Below are 20,433 nucleotides of genomic sequence, written 5' to 3'. Positions count from 1 at the left end.
TCTCGCCGCCTGAAGCAAGCCTCCTCGAGAATCAAGCTTAAACCACGCCAAGTTTACGGCTGGGACGGCTTGTCTAACTCGGCGCGAGGCCTAGGAATATTACCTTCGATCATGCAGGCAGGTCGCTCAATATGCGCTACGACGAAAGCCCTATGCCCTTCGATCGGAGGATCGTAGGCTAGACCAGCCGACGTGTGGGTGACCGTTATTGTGCCGGCGCAACATCTTCCCTTCTTCCGTCCCGACGCGGACTTTGCCGCCAAATGTTGACTTGGCACGGGTATTTCGTTTTGATGGCAGTGGGTAGAAAGCTGCGTGCATGCAATGTGAGCATTGGGTGCCCCTTCCCGCACCCCTCGCAATATCTCTAGGTTAGGATTCGCCGGGCGGTGTCCACTTCTGATCGAGAACACAACCATCTTAGGTTGTACGCGCTGAACAAGCTCCTTCGCGAATTCGTGAACTCCCGAAGAGTGCCCGGGAAGACCACCGTGATGAGGGAAGACCAAGACCGGAGCCGCAAGCTCTTGGCCACAATCAAGCATGTGCTTGAACCCGATCGCATCGATGTCGGCGGCCAGCAGGACAGCTGGCATTTCTGCCAGATGTACCCGTATCACAATCGAGAGTGTATTCGTCTCCAGAACACCAAGACTCGTCTTGCGCGAAGTTGGCCCCATGCCTGCCATGAGAATGCTTGGATGACGCACTTCCAATCGGGCGCGACCACACGTAAGTTCCTGGCCTATCTCGGTGTGGAGCATCTGGTGCCCCCGCAGACCTCCTCGCCTCACTCTCGTGTGCACTGCGCGCAGCAACCGCTCCCAGATCTTTGTCTGCTTTTCGCTGTCAGGATTGAACCAAACGGTTCCCACCGTACGAGAGTCATCAAGTATTAGGCTCGGACCACCGCCTGCGTGGTCGCTGTCCGAGTGAGAAATAATAAGGTGCTCAATGTGAGAACAATGCGTTCTTTCAAGCTCCGTCAGCACCATGTCACCGGGCGCAGCGTCAATTACCGCGCAGTTGCTCCCATCACGAACGACGGCAGCATTGCCGTGCCCCACGTCCAAGACGGTGACGTCCAGATCACTATCTACTGACGTTATGTCTGTTACCGAGAAACCCATGCTAGAGCCAACCTTCCGGTAAGTCGGGGGCGACGATAATGTCTTCGTAAAACAAGTCCGAAGCTTCCTTGGCATGGCAATTTACTCTGGCTTCGAGCCACTTACCCGGAAGGGTCTCGGGTGCCAGCCTCGTCGCCTCCACAATAGGCTGCAGTGGCATCCATACTGAAGTGTCGATCTTCCACCCGACAACTACCACCCGCGCTGACGGGTACTCCCCACTGGGCAGAACGTCAAGGATTTCGATCGGAGTCGCGAAGGCACGTCGCTCACGTGCAACCGCGCCAGACAATTCAGCCAAGGTGTAATCAAGCGCATCGACAATTACATCAGAGAAATCGCTTTTATCTACAACTGCAGGAATGCCCGCGCGCCACGTCCGTATAGCCGCCGTCTGATCAGTGTTCACGTGACTGCTAATTAGAACAGCGGGTTTGGGATTATCCGCTCTGTTCGACTTGCTCACAACTTCTGCGCCATTGAATTTGACCGTGCTACGACCGCTAAGAATATAATCACAAACAAGGGCATCATACCGCCCAGCGATGCTCGCCAGGAAAGCGTCAGCATCCTGTAGCGGATTAAAGTCGCTCAGTATTGCGGTTTCGTACCCGGCATCCTGGAGGGGATGCGTTACGCTCTTAGCGTCTCGGAGGTCATCGTCTATCACAAGAATTCTGGATCCTTCGGGCAACGTAGCCACACTCATCAGGAGACCCTCTTTTCATGCGGAGCTTCGCCCTCGGCTGGCTTCGTCGGCAACCAGACCATAATTCTCGCGCCCCCTAGCTCCCCGCGCCTCCTTGCCTCGTTGCGTCCCTTCAAATCTGCAACGATATCTCTGACGATAGTGAGACCCAGTCCTGTTCCGTTATCCCTCGTAGTTTTGCCGGGAAGCCAGATAGCCTTCAGAGATATCCCGTCGATCCCCGGACCAGAGTCGTCTACGGTTAAGACGATTTGATTGGCAGCATTCTCATATACGAGGCGAGTTCGTATTCGGATGAGCCGCTCCCTATCGGCCGCGTCCATACGTGTAAAAGCGTGGGCCGCATTCGCAAGAAGATTTGAGAGGATCGACTCGATATCGGCAATTGTGGTACGCACTTTCGCCTGCGGCGCGCCCAAATCCAGGTCGACTTTGATTGATCGTTCGTCTAGGTACCTTGAAAAAAGTGCGACCATCGCGCTGCAAGCAACATCCACAGAGATTTCAGCAATTTCTCGCTTCTTCTTTTCAAGTAAACTCAATGGAAGCTTTGCGAACGTCTCCAGAGTTCGCGCACTCTCAATAGCTATTTCGACGGGTTCGTCAAACTGTTGCTCATAGACGTTGGGCGGGACACGCTTCTTCACGCGTCTACTCACGGTCTTAACTTCGTTAATGATTCTCGCGGCAGGCCGCAGCGCCTCATGCGCGAAAACCGCCGTGCTCGTCCCTACGGTTGCTAGAGATCGGTAAAGGAGTAGATCTTCACGCAGGGCATCTATCTCTTCCCTCTGTGTGGCGAAGACGGCCGCAGCTTCGGTCGTGAACGACTCGATCAGCGCTGGACTTGAAACCTCAATCAAAGGCGGGGTATCTGGATCCCCTGGACTAATTGCGTCTATTAGATTCTGGAAGCGTGACTCAGCCTCCTCAACGCGGTCCCGCGCCTTCGCCGCAGCACCTACGCGCCGCTGTTCGCGCTGTACCAGTCGCTGCTCGGCAACCCATTCCAGGGCACGCTTTGCAAATTCCTGCAGGTCGAGGAATGCGATAGTGTCGACGAAGCCACCCCGATCCGTCTTAGGTCTCAAAAGGTTATCCGGATCGGCAACCTGTATCAGCCCGACGGAGGTGTTAGTCGAGGGTCTTACCTCTGGCGACGAGGACCGGCGAAGGTTAATTCCCAACCAGTCGTTGCCGGCGTCACCGTAGGGCTGTACCCGCAATCTCCGGTGGTATAGGTGGACGCCTCCGACCACACGTAACCAGCGCTTAATTTCCTCAGTGTTTTGCTGGACGTTGCGGAGTTTCTTCGAAGCTCCTGGGTTAAGGTTGAACATCCACATTTCGAAGGTCGCCGGGGGCGCGAAGAATCGCTCGGGAACGTCGTTTTTTTTACGCCCAGTGCGCGACTTAGCTACGTCGTTGTGATCCCCCGTATATTCTGCTTCATCTCGCCAGTTATATAGAGTTGCGGCAGCACGTCCCTCACTATCGAGCGTGGCGACCAATCTAAACTCGAACTGCGACACAGGAGGCTTATCCATGAGTTTTGCGATAGTTCCGAACTCTGGAGCATCGCATTGCACACGAAAATCTGATTTCTCCGCAAAGGGTCCAGTAAGGAGAAGCAAGGCCCGGGCGAGCCTTTCCGCGTCTTTGCTGCTCATCGCGTCGCGAAGACCATTTATCGTGACGGTAGTGCCCTTCGCCAGGCTACTCGGTCGGCTATCCACGACAAGCGGGACATCTTCAACAGCCTCGGCTGAATCTATGCGGTCCCAATCAATGGAAAGTATTTGCTCACGACCAGGCTGAGCCGAAGATCGAGTGGAGACCGTGACCCTAGTTCCGAGACGGAGAGCCGCGAGTCGACCCAGCCCTTTCTCGCCCACTCGACGTCGTTTACCAGCCGTATGAGTGGACATCGATTTGCTCGATTTCCCGATTAAGAGGAACCCCTGCGCGAGTTGCTCTGCCGTCATCCCATCGCCGTTGTCTTCCACAACGAGGGTTCCGCCTGGACTCGAAGCATCCTTCAAGCGAATATGGCAATTAGTAGCGTCAGCATCGTATGCGTTCCGGACCAGCTCCATGATGCCAATGTCGGCATGCGGTACTAGTTCTTCGCCTAGACGAGCCAGAATTTCCGGCGCGAACCGAAGCCGATGATCCATCCGGCTGGGCCTCTCTCGAAGTTGCATGGGATGTCGCTATTATCCGGCCAATCGCGTTGATTGCGCACCTTCATCGCTACGCTTGGGCTTATGGTTCGGCAAGCCAAACTGGGACAATTATTCGAGCGCGGCTGGTCGGCCTCGTCATCGGGCGCGATGGTCCACAGCAACGAGCTGGGGCAGCGGTGGTCAGCACCATCACCGGCTGTGTCCGAACCGCGGGTCGGCCACCATAATGACGATCACGCTCGCCGCTTCGACAGTGGGCACCCCGAAGCCAGCCAGCATCGCTTCGCACCTCTACACAAGGCATGTTTGGGAGATTACCGGCAGGAGTCCAGTCAGCGGGAGCCCTTGTGATCACCCGATCAGCCCGGGCGAGCCGCCTCATTTCATTGTCAATTGGCGACGAGGTCAATGTTTTGTCCACGCTGCATCGCAGTAGAGATGCGGCCTGGCCTGGTGGAGGTTGTAGATCGTGAGGCTGTAGCCCAGCCCTGAGCGAGGCACCGGCCGGGGACAGCCTCTGTCGGGGAACTGACACATCAGGCTTGACGCCTAGCAGGGGACAGCATCCGCGCACCGGCCTCGTCTACCTTTCCTGGATGACGGATCTTGAGCGGGGTGTGTACGAGCACCTGATCACCCGTGAGCTGGCCGACCGCCTCCAGCACGTCGACCCCGCCCTGGTCCAACCCCACAAACTCGACCCCGCCGACGCCCACCACATACTCGCCCGCCACATCGTCACCCTGGCCGCCCGCGCCCTCCAAGCCATTCCCAGTGGCGACGACAAGCTCCACCACCAGGTCCAGCTGGCGAACCAGATCGCCAGCGCAATCGCCACCCTGAGCCCAAAGGCAGCGACGGATCAGGACCAGGTAACCGACGCCAAGCACCTGCTCCACGCCATCGCCGCCCCGCCAATCCCACCGGCCCTGCCAGCCTTCCCGCAGCGCCCGACCACCCCGCTCTCCACCGGCGCCCTACTCGTCAACGGCCGTCACCAGCCCCGCATCGGCCACGAGGTCAACCACGAGATGGCGTCGGCCGAGAGTGTCGACCTGCTCTGCGCGTTCATCAAGTGGTACGGCCTGCGCATCGTCGAGCCGGCCATCCGCGAGCTGATCGCCAGAGGCGGCAAAGTCCGCGTCATCACCACGACCTATCTCGGTGCCACCGATCAACGAGCGCTCGATCGACTCGCCGAGCTGGGCGCCGAGATCAAGGTGTCGTACGAGACGAGGACCACCCGCCTGCACGCCAAGGCGTGGCTGTTCCGCCGATCCAACGGGACCACCACCGCGTACGTCGGCTCGTCGAACCTGTCGAAGACCGCGCTGGTGGACGGCGTGGAGTGGAACGTCCGCATCTCGAACATGGAGCAGCCGCACGTCATCGACACGTTCACGGCGACGTTCGAGGACTACTGGAACGATCCGGCGTTCGAGGCGTACGACGCGGCCAGGGACGCCGAGCGGCTACGGCACGCGTTGAGTGGTGAGCGCCGCGACCAGGCGCCGAGCGAGATCTCGAACCTGGACGTGCGCCCGTACCCCTATCAGGCGGAGATCCTGGCCGACCTGGACGCCGAACGGCTGGTGCACGGCCGCTGGCGCAACCTGGTGGTGATGGCCACCGGCACCGGCAAGACGGTCGTTGCTGCTCTCGACTACCGCCGGCTGCACCGCGCCAACAAGGCCGACTCGCTGCTCTTCGTCGCCCACCAGGAGCAGATCCTGCGACAGAGCCTGTCGACGTTCCGGCAGGTGATGGGTGACGGCAGCTTCGGCGAAACCCTCGTCGCTGGTGAGAAGCCGAACGGCTGGAAGCACGTCTTCGCCTCCATCCAGTCGCTACACCGCCGGGAGGTCGACCCCGAGGCGTACGACATGGTGATCGTCGACGAGTTCCACCACGCGGAGGCGCCCACGTACGCGCGGCTGTTGGAGCGGCTGCGTCCCCGCGTACTCCTGGGTCTGACGGCGACCCCCGACCGGGCCGACGGCGGCGATGTGCGTCGGTGGTTCGACGGACGCGCGGCTGTTGAGCTGCACCTGTGGGAGGCGTTGGAGCGGCAGTTGTTGGCGCCGTTCCAGTATTTCGGGCTGCACGACGACGTGGACCTGTCGCACGTCACCTGGAAGCGCGGCCAGGGCTACGACCCGACGCAGCTGAACACCATTTACACCGGCAACGATGCCCGGGCGCGGACGGTGCTGCGGGCGGTGCGCGACAAGGTGGACGTCGGGCGGATGCGGGCACTCGGGTTCTGCGTGAGTATCGGGCACGCCGAGTTCATGGCCGCCTGGTTCAGTGAGCGCGGCGTGCCGTCGGCGGCGGTGACCTCGCGGGCCGGCACCGATCGGGCGGGGCTGTTGCGGGACTTCAAGGCGGGCAAGCTGCGGGTGCTCTTCACGGTGGACCTGTTCAACGAGGGCGTCGACCTGCCGATGGTCGACACGATCCTGATGCTGCGGCCCACCGAGAGCGCCACGATCTTCCTGCAACAGCTCGGCCGTGGCCTACGCCTCGACGACGACAAGCCCTGCCTGACCGTGCTCGACTTCATCGGCGGGCAACACGCCAACTTCCGGTTCGACCTGCGGTGGCGTGCCCTGACCGGGGTCAGTCGGAGGGCGGTCACCGAGGCGGTCCGTGACGACTTCCCGAGCCTGCCCAGCGGCTGTCACGTCGAGCTGGACCGGGTGGCCAAGGACGTCGTGCTCGCCAACCTGCGTTCGGCGCTGCCCACCTCGAAGGCCGGCCTGGTGTCCGAACTGCGGCAGCTCGGCGACGTCAGCCTGGCGACGTTCCTGCGCGAGACCGGCCTGGAGATCGAGGACGTGTACCGGTCGGCCAGCATCGGCGGCTGGACCGGTCTGCGGCGGCTCGCCGACATCGAGTCGTCCGCGCCCGGCCCGGACGACCGCGAACTGGGCCGGGCCATCGGTCGCATGCTGCACACCGACGACGTCGACCGGCTGGAACTGCTGACCCGGGTCGCGGCCGGACCGCCCGCGCCAGGTGAGCCGGTGTACGCGGGCAGTGGGCGCCTGCTGGACATGCTGCACTTCAGCCTCTGGGGACCGAACGCACCACTGGCAACGCGCGACGAACGGTTGACCCGTTTGTGGAAGGAGCCGGCGCGCTGCACCGAGTTACGGCAGGTCGCCGAGGTGCTGCGGGACCGCATCCACCGGGTCACACCGGCTGCTGCCCCGGGTGCAGTGCCGCTGCGGGTGCATGCTCGGTACAGCCGCAATGAGGCCTGCGCCGCCTTCGGAATGACCAACCCCGGATCGCTGCGTGAGGGGGTGAAGTGGCTGCCCGACGCCCAGGCTGACCTGTTCTTCGTCACCCTGGTCAAGTCGGAGGCGCACTACTCCCCCACCACCATGTACGCCGACCGGGCCATCACCGACACGCTGTTCCAGTGGGAGTCACAGAGCACCACCTCGGCGGCGTCGACGACCGGGCAGCGCTACACGTCGGGTGGCTCGGCGGTGCATCTCTTCGTGCGGGAGACCCGCATCGCCGACCGCGACCTGGGCGCACCGCCGTACCTCTACGCCGGCACCATGACGTACGCCTCGCACACCGGCGACCGGCCGATGCGGGTTCTCTGGCAGCTCGGCCACGCCCTACCCGCTGACGTGTACGCCACCGCTCGAACGATCGCCGCTTAAGCCGATGACCGGGTTGCGCGCTGGGCATTTCGGGAAGGGATAGTTCTGACCTCGCGCCCTCCTTATTGCACGGAGATCGACATGCTGGAGAATCTTGCCGTAGTTGGCGGACCCAAGTCGCCTGTCGCCACACCGGTGCTGATCGGCTTCTTCGCCCTCGTCGTGGTCGCCATCGTCGTCATCCTGTTCCTACGCTCACGCAGCAAGTAGCACCGCATGGCCAGACCGGGCCGGACGACTCACCCTGTCAGGCGGCGTCGGCGTTCGGCGTGAACCTGACGTCCAGCCTCCTGTCCAGGGCGCGCGCGAGGCGCTCCAAAACCGGCAGGGTCGGCATAGTCCCACCTGCTTCGAAGCGGGCAACCGCGGACTGAGTCATGCCTGCAGCGTGCGCCAGCTGGCTCTGACTCCACCCGTGCCCCTCACGCAGGTGGCGCACCTCCTGACCGAGCTCGAAGGCGATCCGGGTGGCCTCGTAGGTCTCGGCCGCCCCTGGCTCCGCCATCCGGCGCTCGCGTAGGTCGTTCCAGTCCAGGCGATCACTCATCGCTCTGCCCCCTCGTTCACAATGTGCCGCTCCGCTACGCACCGCTCATATGCGCGGCGAGCCCGCTCGACTTCCCGGTCCTCCCGCATCCGCGTCTTGCGAAACACCGTGAGCAGGATGATCCTCCGGTCGGAGGCTATCCAGTACGTCACGCGAACCGCGTCGCGCTCTAGATAAAAACGCAGCTCACGCAACTTGCCGTCGAGTTGTCTGCTGTGCGGCTCGCCGAGCAGTACGCCTCGGCCAGCCAAGAGATCGATGTAGAACGCCGCTCGGGCGAAGTCGGCGGTTGGTAGTTCCTCCAGCCAGTCTCGGACCTCTGGTTCCAGCTCCACGCTACCCCAACCCATAGCATTAATGCTATGGGTTGGATGGTTATCGACAAGCTTCATTCGCGAGCGTGTCGCCCAATGACTTCAGCTCCGCGTTCGTCCGCGACCCGGATGGCAACAACGTCGAGGCCGTCTGCCACTCCCCCGAGTGATCGCGCGTTAGGTTACGACCATGGAGCAGCGGATCAGTCTGGTCACCCTGGGAGTCACGGACGTGGCGCGTTCGAAGGCGTTCTACGAGCACCTCGGCTGGCAGGGCCAGGGGGTCGAGGAGACGGTCTTCTTCCAGGCCGGCGGTCTGGCCGTGGTCCTCTGGGACCGCGACAAGTTGGCCGCTGACGCTGGCATCGCCAGCCCCGGCACCGGTGCGCTGACCCTGGCCCAGAACGTCCGTTCCCGGGCGGAGGTCGACGAGGTGATGGCCACGGCGGCAGCCGCCGGTGGCACGGTGACCAAGCCCGCGCGGGAGACGTTCTACGGCGGCTACGCCGGCTATTTTGCCGATCCGGACGGCAACCTGTGGGAGATCGCCTGGAACCCCGGCTTCACGCTCGCCCCGGACGGCAGCCTGACCGTCCCTGACTTCGGCGCCATGGACTGAGTCGGATCAGGGCGCCGGCGACGGGCAGAGCAGTTGGTCCAGCAGTGGAAGCTGCAACGGGTCCAGGCAGACCGTCAGCAGTCTCGCGTCTGACGGAGGCGTCCCGGTCGGCGTCGGCGAGGCCGACGTGGTGGATGGCGTCGGGAGGCCTGGCCTGGGCGGGTCGGTGGTGGGCACCGGGCCAGGGTTCGGCATCGAGCTGACGGGCGCTGCCGGGGCCGCAGGCGGGACGGCCAAGGGGTCGGGTGCTGCCACCACCGGGACGGCCACCGGTCGGGCCACCAGCACCACCTGCCGGGCAGGCGACGGGGCGGAAGGCCGGGTCGGCATCGCACGGCTGACCGATCCGGCCCTGGCCTTCGGCGCGACCGGCCCGACGGGGAGGACCGGGACGAGGACCGCTTCAGCCACAGCCGCAGGCCCGGCCTGCTCCAATCCCAACGCCTGAGGAGCCATGGCGCCGGTCCCCAGAGCGCCGGGGCCGAGCGTCGCGAACACCATCGTCGCGACGGCGGCGGCACCGAGCGCTCGGCGGTCGGGGCGTACCGCCGTCAGCGGCGCCTCGTCCGGCTCCGCCACGGGCATCGGCGTGGGCCGGGCGTCCTGGTGGGCGGCCAGCAGCGCGTCGAGCTGTGTGGCCACTTCAGCGCGGTCCCCGGCAGCCGAGGCAGCCGCGAGGGCGAGATAGAAGCGGAAGTTCACCACCGCGTTGGCCGGGACGAGCAGCCCGAAAAGCCGACCGTGGTCGGGCAGCAGGGTGACCGGGACGTCGGGGTGGTGGGCGGCGCCGACCAGGTCCGCGTACGTCCATTCGCGCCGACGCTCACTCCCGGCGAACGCCACCCGGTGACTGGTCACGACTGCCATGCCCGTGTCGACGACTCGCAGACCCGCCGGCAGCGCCTCATCCGAGGTAGGAGCGAAGTCGCACGGGCCCGGAGCGGGCAGCCCGGGGAGGTGTCGCGCCTCGGCCTCGACGAGCTTGGCGCTGGGCACGACGCGGAAGACGAGTTCGTCGGCGTCCAGGTCCACGGGTAGGCCGGTGCGTGGCTGCGTACACCCGAGGAAGCTGGCGGCTTCGACGCGGAGCCGGCCCAGGTGGTCGTTGCGGCGCTGCCAGGCGTCGGTGGCGTCCCGGTACGCGCGCTGCCGCCGCTGGTTCTCGCGCTCGGCCCAGGCGAGCCGCCAGGGAGCGCACTCCACAGAGGTCACGGTCACACGCGGTACAACCGCTCACGTACGTGACAGGGAACGCGACCGTGATCGATGCATCCCGTTGCGCCCGAAAGGAGAGAATTGCAGGATCACGCCCGACAGCGGCGGAGCCGGGCCCCGATCGGACCGGCTCCGCCCCTGGTCAGGGCACGGACTACCGGTGCAGCGAGCTGAAGAACTGCCGCATCTCACCGGCGAGCAGGTCCGGCTCCTCCAACGGCATGAAGTGCCCGCCCCGGCCCGGCTCGCTCCAGTGCCGGATGTCGGTGCAGGCCCGCTCGGCGATCGAGCGGGGCATGTTGGCCTGCGAGGGTTCGGTGCTCACCGTGAACGCCGCGGGCACGTCGATCATGGGTCGTGGGGTGTTGTGGGCGAAGTCGGCGTACTGCCGGAACGAGGAGCCGATCGTGCCGGTGGCCCAGTACAGCGTGATGATCGTGAGCAGGGTGTCCCGGTCGATGCTGTTCGCCAGGTCCCCGCGGTTGTCGCTCCAGTCCCGGTACTTGTCGACGAGCCAGGCGGCCAGCCCGGCCGGCGAGTCGGCGAGCGCCGCCGCGAGGGTGTCCGGGCGGGTGCCCATGATGGCGCTGTAGCCGCCGTCGGTCTCGTCGTACGCGGCCTCGGCCTCCAGGTACGCCTGCTCGGCCGTTGACAGCGGTCGCGCGTCGAAGCTGGCCGGGAACGGTGGATGGATCATGTGGATGCCGGCCACCTGCTCCGGGTACAGGGCACCGAGCCAACCGGTGACCACGCCCCCGACGTCGCCGCCGAAGGCGCCGTAACGCTCGTAGCCGAGCACGTCGGTCATCAGCTCGTGCAGCGTCCGAGCCAACAGAGCCCGGGTCACCGGCTCGTCCGGGACCTCCGAGAAGCCGAAGCCAGGCAGCGAGGGCACCACCACGTCGAACGCGCCCCCGGGCCGGGCCGGGTCGGTCAGTCGGTCGACCAGCGGCAGCATCTCGACGAAGCTGCTGGGCCAGCCGTGGCTGAGGAGCAACGGCAACGGCGTGGGCGTACCCGCCGGACGGGCGGCGCGGACGTGCAGGAAGTGCAGCTTCCGGCCGCCAACGAGGGCCACGTGCTGCGGGTACGCGTTCAGCTCGGCTTCGCGCGCTCGCCAGTCGAACCCGTCGTGCCAGTAGGACACCAGGTCCCGCAGGTAGTCGGGGTCGACGCCGCCCTGCCACGGCTGGTGGCCGCTGCGGTCGGTGAAGCGGGTACGGGCCAGTCGGGCCCGCAGGTCGTCGAGGACCGCATCGGATACGTCGATGCGGAAGGAAGAGACAGACATTGGTCCTCCGATAAGGAGGGCGCTCCCCGACGCGAGAGGTCAGCTGAGGGGGACGGCCGAGAAGAGCGCCCAGGAATGACGATGGGTGTTCACCGGGCTCACCTCCTTCTCGTGGCTGACGATGATCACCCTATCCATCCCAGGACCGAGCGTGAACGCGGGGCCGCCCGGTCAGCCGGCGCGGCGCGGATGGTTCACCGGCCCCGACAGCGGGCCCCTGGCGGGGAACCTCGACGGGGCACGCGGCGGGTACGCCTCGCAGTGTTCGGCCCACTGCTCGGCGGCGGTGCTGAGGGCGTCCGCGGAGACGGTGAGGATCAGCGGGTAGATCGCGTTGGACGGGCGACGCATCCATGGCGGCAGCGACTCGGCGGAGAATTCCACGATCAACTCCAGCCGGCGGCGGCGGAGCACCCGGGTGCGCAGGGCCAGGTTGGGTTCGGTGAAGCGGACCAGTGCCGGTGGGGCGCTCAGCCCGAGGGCGGCGGTGGCCTGACCGTGCAGCCAACCGCCGAGTGCTCGGGCTTCCTCGACCATGAGGCTCGGGTAGTGGTGCGACCAGGTCTGACCGTCGGCGGTGCGGGCGTCCACCTCGATGAGGAGCCAGTCGTGCCAGCCGGGCTCGGCCCGGTCGGGGTCGTCGGGCGGGTCGATGCCAGGCTGGTAGCCGACGGGGCGTATCCGCACCCGCGCGCCATCGTCAGACCGGATCTCCACTCGATCATTGTGGCCGACCGAAGCAGACTTTAACTCCCAAATCGGTCACTTCGTGATCGTTCGCCGCACCCCACCGTGCTCCCCGCAGGCCTTCGGCCCGCCGCCGGCGAGGCTGACCGAACCGTCGCGGCACTGCACGAGGTAACCCCGACCGGCCCAGAACTGCGGCACGCAGTCGAACCAGTCGCACACCTCGGCGGCGGGCCGACGGATCCGGGTGCCGCCGCAGAAGTTGTACCCCAACGGGTTCTCCGGCGCCCCGCAGCGCGGGCCCCGGGTCGGGCTGGGTGCCGGGCGGGGCGACTTCGCCAGCTTCGGCGTGGGGATGCTGCGCGCGAGCGCCGGGGTCGCCGGGGTCGGCGGGGTCGCCGGGCGGGTCGACTCGTGCGACGCGCTGGGGGTGGCGGCGACGGCGACCTCCGGGCCGCCGGTCGGGTCGGACGGGTCCGACTCGATGAGCGCCGCCGGCACCAGCAGCGCGAGGGCCGCGGCCACCGCGACGGTCCGTCGACCACCGGGAACGAACGACGACAGCCGGGCCTGCCCCGGCGTGTTCACCGCCGGCCGGAACGGCTTGAGCTGGGCGTGCTCGGCGATCAACTCGTCGACCTGGTCGAGCACCGCGGCGCGCTGCTCGATCGCGTCCGCGAAGGCCAGGGTCAGCTTGAACCGGAAGTCCGGCGCCGCGTCGGCGGGCAGCAGCAACCCGGAGGTACGCCGCCGGTCCAGCACCTGGATCAGGGTGACCGGCGACGCCGGGTCGTGGGCCAGACCGGTCATCCGGCCGTACGCCCAGTCGCGCCGGCCTCGTCCGCCGAGCAGCACCAACCGCCGACTGGTGATCACGGCCATGCCGGCGTCGGTGACGCGTACGCCGTCCGGGCGGCGTGGGCGCAGCGGCCCGGCCGGCGGGGCGACCGTGAGGTCCGGAGCGGGCAGCACGGTGGTGTGCCGTACCTCGACCAACTGCGCGGCAGGCAGTGCCCAGAGCACCACCTCGTCGGTGGCCAACTCCAGGGGCAGGCCGGCACCGGCCGCGGCGGAGCCGTGGAAGTCGGCGGCGAGGGCGCGCAGCCGCCGTAACTCGTCGTCGCGTCGCCGCCACGCCCTCTCGGCGCCGCGGTACGTGCTGACCCGCCGCACGTTCTGCCGGTGCGCCCACCGGTACCGCCAGGTGGAACCCGTCGAATCAGTCTTCGCCACGCCGACTCCTTCGTCGCGTAGGCCACCAATCTGGGGGTGTCACACGGGTTAACAGGCACGGCGCGCCAGCCGGACACGCCACAACGGGCGAAATGGCCGATCGGCGGAGCAACTAACACGATTGGGCGATACTGGTGTCGACGTTCATCTTTACCGAGGGGGGTGCCGGTCGTGCCGCCAGTCACCTTGCCCGGAGTGGTGATCGGCGTCGACATCGGCACCACCAGCACGAAGGCCAACGCGTACGACACGTCCGGGCGGCAACTCGCCAGCCACCTGGCCGACTACCCGATGAACAACCCGCAACCCGGGTACGCCGAGCAGGACCCGCAACTCATCCTCGATGCCGTGCTCAAGTCGATCAGCATGGTCGTGGCCGAGCTGGCCGTGCCGGTGTCCGGGCTGGCCTTCTGCTCCGCCATGCACAGCCTGATCGGGCTGAACCCGGCCGGCGACCCGCTCACCCCATCCTTGACCTGGGCGGACTCCCGGTCGACCCGGCAGGCAGAGCGGCTGCGCGCGGTGCCGTCCGGGCTGGCCCTGCACCGACGCACCGGCACACCGATGCATCCGATGTCGCCGCTGCCCAAGCTGCTGTGGTTCGCCGAGCAGGAGCCGAAGCTCTTCGAGAGCGTCGCGCACTGGGTGGGCATCAAGGACTGGGTGCTGCTGCGGCTCTGCGACACGCTGGTCACCGACCACTCGATCGCCTCGGCCACCGGCCTGCTGGACATCCACCGGCTGGAGTGGGACAGCGAGGCGCTGGCCATCGCCGGCATCACCACGGAGCAGTTGCCCCGACTGGTCGCCACCACCACCGTGCTGCCCGGCCTCACCCCGCAGGCCGCGGCCATCACCGAGCTGCCGCAACGCACCCCGGTGGTGGTCGGCGCCGGTGACGGACCGCTGGCGAACCTGGGTCTCGGCGCGGTGCACCCCGGCATGGTGGCCTGCTCCATCGGCACCAGCGGCGCGATGCGCGTGATGGTGGAGCGGCCCGGCGTGGACCCGCTCGGCGGGGTGTTCTGCTACGCGCTGACCGAGCACCGCTGGACGGTCGGCGGTGCGATCAACAACGGTGGCATCGTCCTCAAGTGGGCGGGTGCCGCGCTCGCCCCGGATCTGGGCCAACACTCCGAGGAGGATCTGGTCGCCCTCGCGGCCCGCGCGCCGGTCGGCTCGGGCGGGCTCATCATGCTTCCGTACCTGCACAGCGAGCGGGCGCCACACTGGAGCGCGCTGCCGCGCGGCGCGTACGTGGGGTTGACCCATGCCCACCGCCGCGAGCACCTGATCAGGGCCGCCATGGAGGGGGTCTGCCAGCAGCTCGCGCTGGTGCTCACCTCGGTACGCGCGGCCGGCAACGAGGTCAACGAGATCCGGGCCAGCGGCGGCTTCGCCCGCAGCGGGCTGTGGCGGCAGATGCTCGCCGACGTGCTCGGCCTGCCGGTGAGCTTCCCGGCCGGGCACGAGGGGTCGAGCTTCGGCGGGGCACTGCTCGGCATGCAGGCGCTCGGGCTGATCCCCAGCATCGACGTGGCCGCCGACCTGGTGCGAATCGAGGAGACGGTCCGCCCCGACCCGGCCGCCGCCGCCACCTACGCGGCGCTGCTGCCGCTCTTCGCCGAGCTGTATGAGGCGCTGGTTCCCGCCTTCACCTCGATGCGCCGGCTGGCACCCGGCCTACCCACCGGCCCCGGAACGCCGATGTGAGCACCGCCGGCGCGGTCTGCGGTCAGGGTGCCTCGACGCCGGAGATCAGGTAGCGGTGCACGTCGGCGTCGAGGATGGCCGTGGTCTGCACGTCACTCGGGCCGGAGCCGCGGAACGCCGCCAACTGCTCCGGCGACTCCCAGCGTTCGTAGACGTGGATCCGGCCCGGCTCCAAGGGGTCGGCCGCGAGCAGAAAGTCGAGGCAGCCGGCGGCGGCGCGCGCCTGCGCGATGACCGGGGAGCAGTCGGACAGGTAGGCGTCGCGCGCTGCCGGTTCGACCCGGAGACTGCCGGCAATGATCAACATGAACTCTCCCCGGGCTGGAGTGCCGCTGATGCGTGAGATACCACAGAGTCATATTTATACCTGTGAGGTATGTCGCCTCCGAGGACATCGCCGCCCGGACGGGTGACCCGCTTCCCGCCGGCCTCAGCGGCCCCCCTCGCTTCATATCGTGCAAACGTGAGAAAAAGCGACAAGAGGCGCTCATCTTCGCCGCTGAGGATCCCGGCCCACGTACCCCTGAAGTGGCTGACGGCGGCGGTCGCGCTCGCTGTGGTCGCGACGACCGGGCCGGCCACCGCGGACGGCCCGGGCCACGGGCCCCGCGCGGAGCCGACACACCAGACCGAGCCGGGGTACGCGGCTGAGCCCGACGACGCCCAGGGCCACGAGCCCGGCCTGGAGCCGACGCCGGAGCGGCCGCCGACCAGCGAGGTGTCCTGGTTGTCGTTCCCCGGTGGGGTGTTCGCGGTGGACTCGCTCGGGCACACCGTGCGCTACCGCGCCTGCGACGGCGACACCGGTCGGGTCGCCGACCCGGGCATGCGGGTCGCCGCCGGGGTGGCCAGCGGTGAGATCGTCGTCGGAGGCACCGGTTACCGCTACCGGGTGCCGTTGGTCGGCCGGAGCGAGGGCACGCTTGAGCTGATCCGCCGGCACCGCCCACCGGTCGAGCTGACCGGAGTGGTGGTCACCAGCCCGCAGCCGCCCACCGACCCGGTCGCGGGAGCCCAACTGTTCCCGCTGAGCGGGCAACTCGCCCGGGTGGTCGCCGACGCCAGCCTCAACCCGGCCGGAGTCACCGTCCGCGACCTGTCCGACCGGTACGGCGACCAGCAGATCGCCGTCAACGGCGCGCTCCGCCCCAAGGCGGCCAGTGTGATCAAACTGTGGATCCTGGTCGAGTTGCTGCGCCGAGTCGACTGTGGACAGGTCTCCCTCGACGACGGCGTGCTGGTCACCCCGGCGGACGTGGTCGGCGGCACCGGTCAGCTGCAGTTCGAGACGTTCCCGCAGGTGGTCACCCTGCACCGGCTCGCCCAGTACCTGATCAAGTACAGCGACAACGTCGCCGCGAACGTGCTGATCACCTACCTGGGCGGGTTCGCCCCGGTCAACGCGCTGATCGACTCGATGAACCAGCGATCCACCATTCTGGCCCGCAGGATGCTCGACAGCGCGGCGGCGCAACGCGGTGAGGAGAACTACACCAGCCCGGACGACGTGGTATCCCTGCTCGGCGCGGTCTGGGACGGCGAGATCCTCACCCCCGCCTCCCGCGACCTGATGATCGGCTTCATGCGGGAGCAGACCCTGAACACCAAGATCCCGGCGGCGTTGCCACCCGGGGTGCCGGTGGCCCACAAGACCGGTGACCTGCCGGACGCCTCCCACGACGTCGGCTACTACCTGATCCCCGGCACCGAGACCGCCGTCGCGTTCCTCACCGCCGGGCCGATGGCCACCGGCGACGAGACGGTCCGGCGGATGGCCCGAACCGTCTACGACTTCCTGGTGACCCCCGGTGCGGTCCGGTCAAACTGACCGGACCGCACCGACTCACGCGCGGCTGATCGCGTTGGCGTGGATCGCCTCGTTCAGGTACACGGCCAACCCCGGGGCGATGTTCTCGTAGTACGCGGTGAACCGCTCGTCGGCCAGGTACATGTCGGCCAACCCGGTGTGCCCCTCGTACGTGCACTCGTAGAACCAGCGGCCGATGAGCTGCCGGTGCTCCTCGGCCAGGTCCATCGCCTCTGGACTGTCCGCCGGCACGCCCGAGGCCAGCACCGCGACGATCCGCCGGCCCCAGTCCTCGTTCTCCGCCTTGTACCGCAGCCAGTCGGCCTTCGTGTAGCGGGAAACCCGCCGGTTCGACTCCCGGTACGCCTCGGTGTCACCCCACCGCTGCTCCGCCTCGGCCTGGTGCTCCTCCGGGTCGACGTCACCGAAGACCTCGAACCGCTCTTCCGGGGTGAGTTGGATGTTCAACTTGCTCGCCTCCATCGCGAACTCGATCGCCGTGACCATCTCCTGCAACCGCTTCACCCGTCCGGTCAGCAGTTCGTGCTGGCGGCGCAGGTGCGCGGCCGGGTCGGCCGCCGGGTCGTCGATGATCGCGGTGATCTCCTCAAGCGGGAAACCCAACTCCCGGTAGTACAGGACGAGTTGCAGCCGTTGCAGGTCCGCGTCGTCGTAGCGGCGGTAACCCGCGAGGGTCCGCCCGCTGGGCGAGAGCAATCCGATCTCGTCGTAGTGGTGCAACGTCCGCACCGTCACGCCGGCGACCTTCGCCACCTGACCCACCGTGTACGCCATGGTTCCCCTCCCTTCCGGGAACCAGGCTGCCGCCTGCCGCTACGTCAGGGTCAAGCCCGATTCTGGCCCACCATGGAAGGGACGTCCGGCCGCCCGTACAGATAGCCCTGACCGCGCGGGCAGCCGATCGCGGTGACCGCCTCGTGCTGACGCTCGGTCTCCACCCCCTCGGCGACCACCGCCAGGTCGAACGCGCCGGCCAGTCGGGTGACCATCTCCACCGTCGCGTACGCCCGCTCGTCCGACCCCAACCGGGCCACGAACGACCGGTCGATCTTCAGCTCGGTCGCCGGGATGCGGTGCAGGTAGCTCAGCGACGAGTAGCCGGTGCCGAAGTCGTCGATGGCGATCCGGATGCCCAACTCCCGGAGCTGGTGCAGCCGTTCCAGCACCGCCTCGGTGCCCTCGATCAGCGCCGATTCGGTCAGCTCCAGGGTCAACGCCCGCGGCGCCAGCCCGGCGGCGCTGGTGGCCGCGGTGACCGTGGCGATCAGGTCCGGCCGGCGCAGGTGTGCCGCGGCGATGTTCACCGCCACGGTCGCCTCCGGCGCCCGACCCCGCCAGGTCGCCGCCGCCCGGCACGCCTCGTGGATCACCCACCGGTCGATCGGCAGGATCAACCCGGTCTCCTCGGCCAGCGGAAGGAACTTCGCCGGCGGCAGCATCCCCAGGCGGGGATGCCGCCACCGCACCAGCGCCTCGGCGCTGCGTACCGCGCCGGTGGCCAGGTCGACGATGGGTTGGAACTCAAGGTGCAACTGATCCTCGTCGACCGCCCGACGCAGGTCGGCGATCAGCTCGGCACGGGAGACGGCCGACTCACGCAACGCCGGGGTGCACGTCCGGTACGCGGACTTCCCCGCCGCCTTGGCCGCGTACATGGCGATGTCGGCGTCGCGCAACAGGTCGCTGTGGGAGGCGTGCTGCGGGCCGTACTCGGCGATGCCGATGCTCGCCGACGGGTGCACCCCGACGTCCTCGTCGCCGTCGGAGGGCCGCAACGCGTCCAGCAGTCGCTCGGCGAGCCGCTCCGGTGCGACCGGTCGATCGGCGTCGACGAGGACCGCGAACTCGTCCCCACCGAGCCGGGCGATGGTGCCGTCACCGGCCACGGCAGCTCGCATCCGGGCCGCCAGGCCGGTCAGCAGGGTGTCGCCGGTCGCGTGCCCGAAACGGTCGTTGACCTGCTTGAACCCGTCCAGGTCGAGCAGCAGCACGGCCACCGGTCGGCCGTCGCGCAGGGCCAGGCGCAGCCGTCGGTTGAACAGCAGCCGATTGGGCAGCCCGGTGAGCTGGTCGCCGTACGCGAGACGGCGCAGCCGGACCACCAGCCGCAGGTTCTCGTTGGCGGCCAACCCCTGCCGCACCGCGAGAGCCGCGAGCAACGCCATCATGGTCACGAAGACCAGGTGCGGGGTCTGCCCGGTGGGCCGACGGGCCAGCACCACCGCGACGATCGCCCCGCCCACCGGCAGGTACGGCAACGCCACCCGCCACCAGGGCGGCAGCGGCGACTCGGCGGTGTCGTCGGTGCCGTCGCAGTCCGGCGGCGGCGGTTTCCGGGTGGCCAGGCCGATCAGCAGGTAGCTCACCGGCCAGCACAGGTCGATCGGGTGACCGGCGGCGTAGTCGGCACGGGCGACCAACGAGACGTAGGCGACGTCGGCGACGACCCGCAGGGTGAGGCTCGCCGCGAGCAGGCTCATCGGCCGCCACATCGGCCGGCCCGGCCCGGACACCGCGACCAGGATCGTGAGCTGCATCAGATCGAACATCGGGTAGAGCAGCCCCAGCGTGCGCGCCGGGTCGGCCAACTCGGCGGCGGCGACCCCCCGAAAGACCAGCACCCAACCGATCGGCACCAGGGCCAGGGCGACGATCACCCCGTCCAGCAACGTGCGGGCCCGCCCGACCGCGGTCCGTGGCGCGGACGGCGAGCTGAGCAGCGCGGCCGTGCCGGTGAGGATTCCGGCGGTGAAGACCACCCCGACCACCGGCGTGTGCGGCAGGTCGCCGCCGACGTGCCGCTGCACCGTCCAGATGGCCCGGCCGAGCGCGGCGAGCGCCATGGTGACGGCGAGCAGCGTCCAGAACCTGCGCAGCGGGGCCGGATGTCGACGGCCTACGCCGGCACACGCGACGGTCGCCCACCCGGCGATCAGCAGCGCGCCGACGTCACTGACCAGCGCGGCTCCGGGCAGGGCGGCGACGAGCCAGAGCGCCTCCAGGAGAACGACCGAGCCCGCGACGACCAGCCCGACGCGGCTCAGCCGGGCCGGCGCGATGTCAGTGGCCGGCACGCGGCCCGCCGGTCGGCTCGTCAGGGGTTCGCTCCCCCGCGGCCTGCTTCACGTCCTGTCGCGACACGGTCGCTCCGGCTCTTCGTCGTACGTGCGCCCTCGGCGGACCTGTCCACGGCAAACCCCGAAAGCCTAGCCAGCGCCCGGGGTGCCCGCCAAGGTCCGGACGGCCGTGCAGATCAAGCCGGTCCGGCCACAGGGGAGCCG

The 20,433-nt window shown here is 67.5% G+C and carries 17 protein-coding genes and 1 pseudogene; 6 read left to right on the top strand and 12 right to left on the bottom strand.

Annotated features, from left to right (window positions below; translation table 11 throughout):
• Positions 1–53 precede the first annotated feature (53 nt).
• Genes JOD64_RS33970 through JOD64_RS19470 form a run of 3 tightly spaced genes read right to left on the bottom strand, consistent with a single transcriptional unit; the run spans position 54 to position 3,935 of the window.
• The gene (locus JOD64_RS33970; protein ID WP_372434164.1) at positions 54–1,130 is read right to left on the bottom strand and encodes a ComEC/Rec2 family competence protein; all 1,077 of its coding nucleotides are present in this window, start codon (positions 1,128–1,130) and stop codon (positions 54–56) included.
• A 1-nt stretch (position 1,131) separates the two neighbouring features.
• Complete coding sequence (locus tag JOD64_RS19475) at positions 1,132–1,839, bottom strand: DNA-binding transcriptional response regulator (protein WP_204943525.1); 708 nt, start codon at positions 1,837–1,839, stop codon at positions 1,132–1,134.
• Positions 1,839–3,935 carry a sensor histidine kinase gene (locus JOD64_RS19470; RefSeq protein ID WP_204943524.1) on the bottom strand — a complete coding sequence of 699 codons (2,097 nt, stop codon included), beginning with the start codon at positions 3,933–3,935 and terminating at the stop codon, positions 1,839–1,841. Before JOD64_RS19470 ends, JOD64_RS19475 begins: the two co-directional genes overlap by 1 nt.
• A 686-nt stretch (positions 3,936–4,621) precedes the next feature.
• Between JOD64_RS19470 and JOD64_RS19465 the strand changes: the two genes are divergently transcribed.
• Positions 4,622–7,705, top strand: a complete 3,084-nt coding sequence (locus tag JOD64_RS19465; RefSeq protein WP_204943523.1) for a DEAD/DEAH box helicase — start codon at positions 4,622–4,624, stop codon at positions 7,703–7,705.
• Positions 7,706–7,786: 81 nt separating this feature from the next.
• A complete protein-coding gene (locus tag JOD64_RS33525; protein WP_275581519.1) occupies positions 7,787–7,915 on the top strand; it encodes a hypothetical protein in 129 nt (42 codons plus the stop codon).
• A gap of 37 nt (positions 7,916–7,952) precedes the next feature.
• On the opposite strand, the gene JOD64_RS19460 is transcribed toward JOD64_RS33525, so the two are convergent.
• Both JOD64_RS19460 and JOD64_RS19455 read right to left on the bottom strand, forming a co-directional pair.
• Complete coding sequence (locus tag JOD64_RS19460; RefSeq protein WP_204943522.1) at positions 7,953–8,252, bottom strand: helix-turn-helix domain-containing protein; 300 nt, start codon at positions 8,250–8,252, stop codon at positions 7,953–7,955.
• A complete protein-coding gene (locus tag JOD64_RS19455) occupies positions 8,249–8,602 on the bottom strand; it encodes a type II toxin-antitoxin system RelE/ParE family toxin (protein ID WP_204943521.1) in 354 nt (117 codons plus the stop codon). Before JOD64_RS19455 ends, JOD64_RS19460 begins: the two co-directional genes overlap by 4 nt.
• A gap of 56 nt (positions 8,603–8,658) precedes the next feature.
• Between JOD64_RS19455 and JOD64_RS19450 the strand changes: the two are divergent.
• Positions 8,659–8,736, top strand: a pseudogene (locus JOD64_RS19450) (VOC family protein); the annotation flags it as partial.
• Positions 8,737–8,756: 20 nt separating this feature from the next.
• Positions 8,757–9,185 (top strand): VOC family protein, encoded by a 429-nt coding sequence (locus tag JOD64_RS19445; protein ID WP_204943520.1) that lies wholly within the window; start codon positions 8,757–8,759, stop codon positions 9,183–9,185.
• Positions 9,186–9,191: 6 nt separating this feature from the next.
• Here JOD64_RS19445 and JOD64_RS19440 read toward each other — a convergent pair whose 3' ends face one another.
• From JOD64_RS19440 to JOD64_RS19425, 4 genes are all read right to left on the bottom strand, one after another.
• On the bottom strand, positions 9,192–10,397 hold the full coding sequence (locus JOD64_RS19440) for a hypothetical protein (RefSeq protein ID WP_204943519.1): 1,206 nt from the start codon (positions 10,395–10,397) through the stop codon (positions 9,192–9,194).
• 157 nt (positions 10,398–10,554) lie between these two features.
• A complete protein-coding gene (locus JOD64_RS19435) occupies positions 10,555–11,691 on the bottom strand; it encodes an epoxide hydrolase family protein (RefSeq protein WP_204943518.1) in 1,137 nt (378 codons plus the stop codon).
• A gap of 171 nt (positions 11,692–11,862) precedes the next feature.
• Positions 11,863–12,408, bottom strand: a complete 546-nt coding sequence (locus JOD64_RS19430) for a WapI family immunity protein (protein ID WP_204943517.1) — start codon at positions 12,406–12,408, stop codon at positions 11,863–11,865.
• A 45-nt stretch (positions 12,409–12,453) separates the two neighbouring features.
• The gene (locus JOD64_RS19425; protein WP_204943516.1) at positions 12,454–13,611 is read right to left on the bottom strand and encodes a hypothetical protein; all 1,158 of its coding nucleotides are present in this window, start codon (positions 13,609–13,611) and stop codon (positions 12,454–12,456) included.
• 171 nt (positions 13,612–13,782) lie between these two features.
• Between JOD64_RS19425 and JOD64_RS19420 the strand changes: the two genes are divergently transcribed.
• Complete coding sequence (locus JOD64_RS19420; protein WP_204943515.1) at positions 13,783–15,324, top strand: gluconokinase; 1,542 nt, start codon at positions 13,783–13,785, stop codon at positions 15,322–15,324.
• A 22-nt stretch (positions 15,325–15,346) separates the two neighbouring features.
• On the opposite strand, the gene JOD64_RS19415 is transcribed toward JOD64_RS19420, so the two are convergent.
• Positions 15,347–15,631: a putative quinol monooxygenase gene (locus JOD64_RS19415; RefSeq protein ID WP_204943514.1), complete on the bottom strand. Its 285-nt coding sequence runs from the start codon at positions 15,629–15,631 to the stop codon at positions 15,347–15,349.
• Positions 15,632–15,787: 156 nt separating this feature from the next.
• Here JOD64_RS19415 and JOD64_RS19410 point away from each other — a divergent pair, with 156 nt between their 5' ends.
• The gene (locus JOD64_RS19410) at positions 15,788–17,152 is read left to right on the top strand and encodes a serine hydrolase (RefSeq protein WP_204943513.1); all 1,365 of its coding nucleotides are present in this window, start codon (positions 15,788–15,790) and stop codon (positions 17,150–17,152) included.
• 15 nt (positions 17,153–17,167) lie between these two features.
• On the opposite strand, the gene JOD64_RS19405 is transcribed toward JOD64_RS19410, so the two are convergent.
• Both JOD64_RS19405 and JOD64_RS19400 read right to left on the bottom strand, forming a co-directional pair.
• Positions 17,168–17,926 (bottom strand): MerR family transcriptional regulator, encoded by a 759-nt coding sequence (locus JOD64_RS19405; RefSeq protein WP_204943512.1) that lies wholly within the window; start codon positions 17,924–17,926, stop codon positions 17,168–17,170.
• Positions 17,927–17,976: 50 nt separating this feature from the next.
• Complete coding sequence (locus JOD64_RS19400) at positions 17,977–20,226, bottom strand: putative bifunctional diguanylate cyclase/phosphodiesterase (protein ID WP_204943511.1); 2,250 nt, start codon at positions 20,224–20,226, stop codon at positions 17,977–17,979.
• Positions 20,227–20,433 lie beyond the last annotated feature (207 nt).

The organism is Micromonospora luteifusca, from assembly GCF_016907275.1.
GTDB lineage: Bacteria > Actinomycetota > Actinomycetes > Mycobacteriales > Micromonosporaceae > Micromonospora > Micromonospora luteifusca.
The sequence above is the reverse complement of the archived record's forward strand: the minus strand, read 5'-3'. Positions and strand labels throughout refer to the sequence as shown.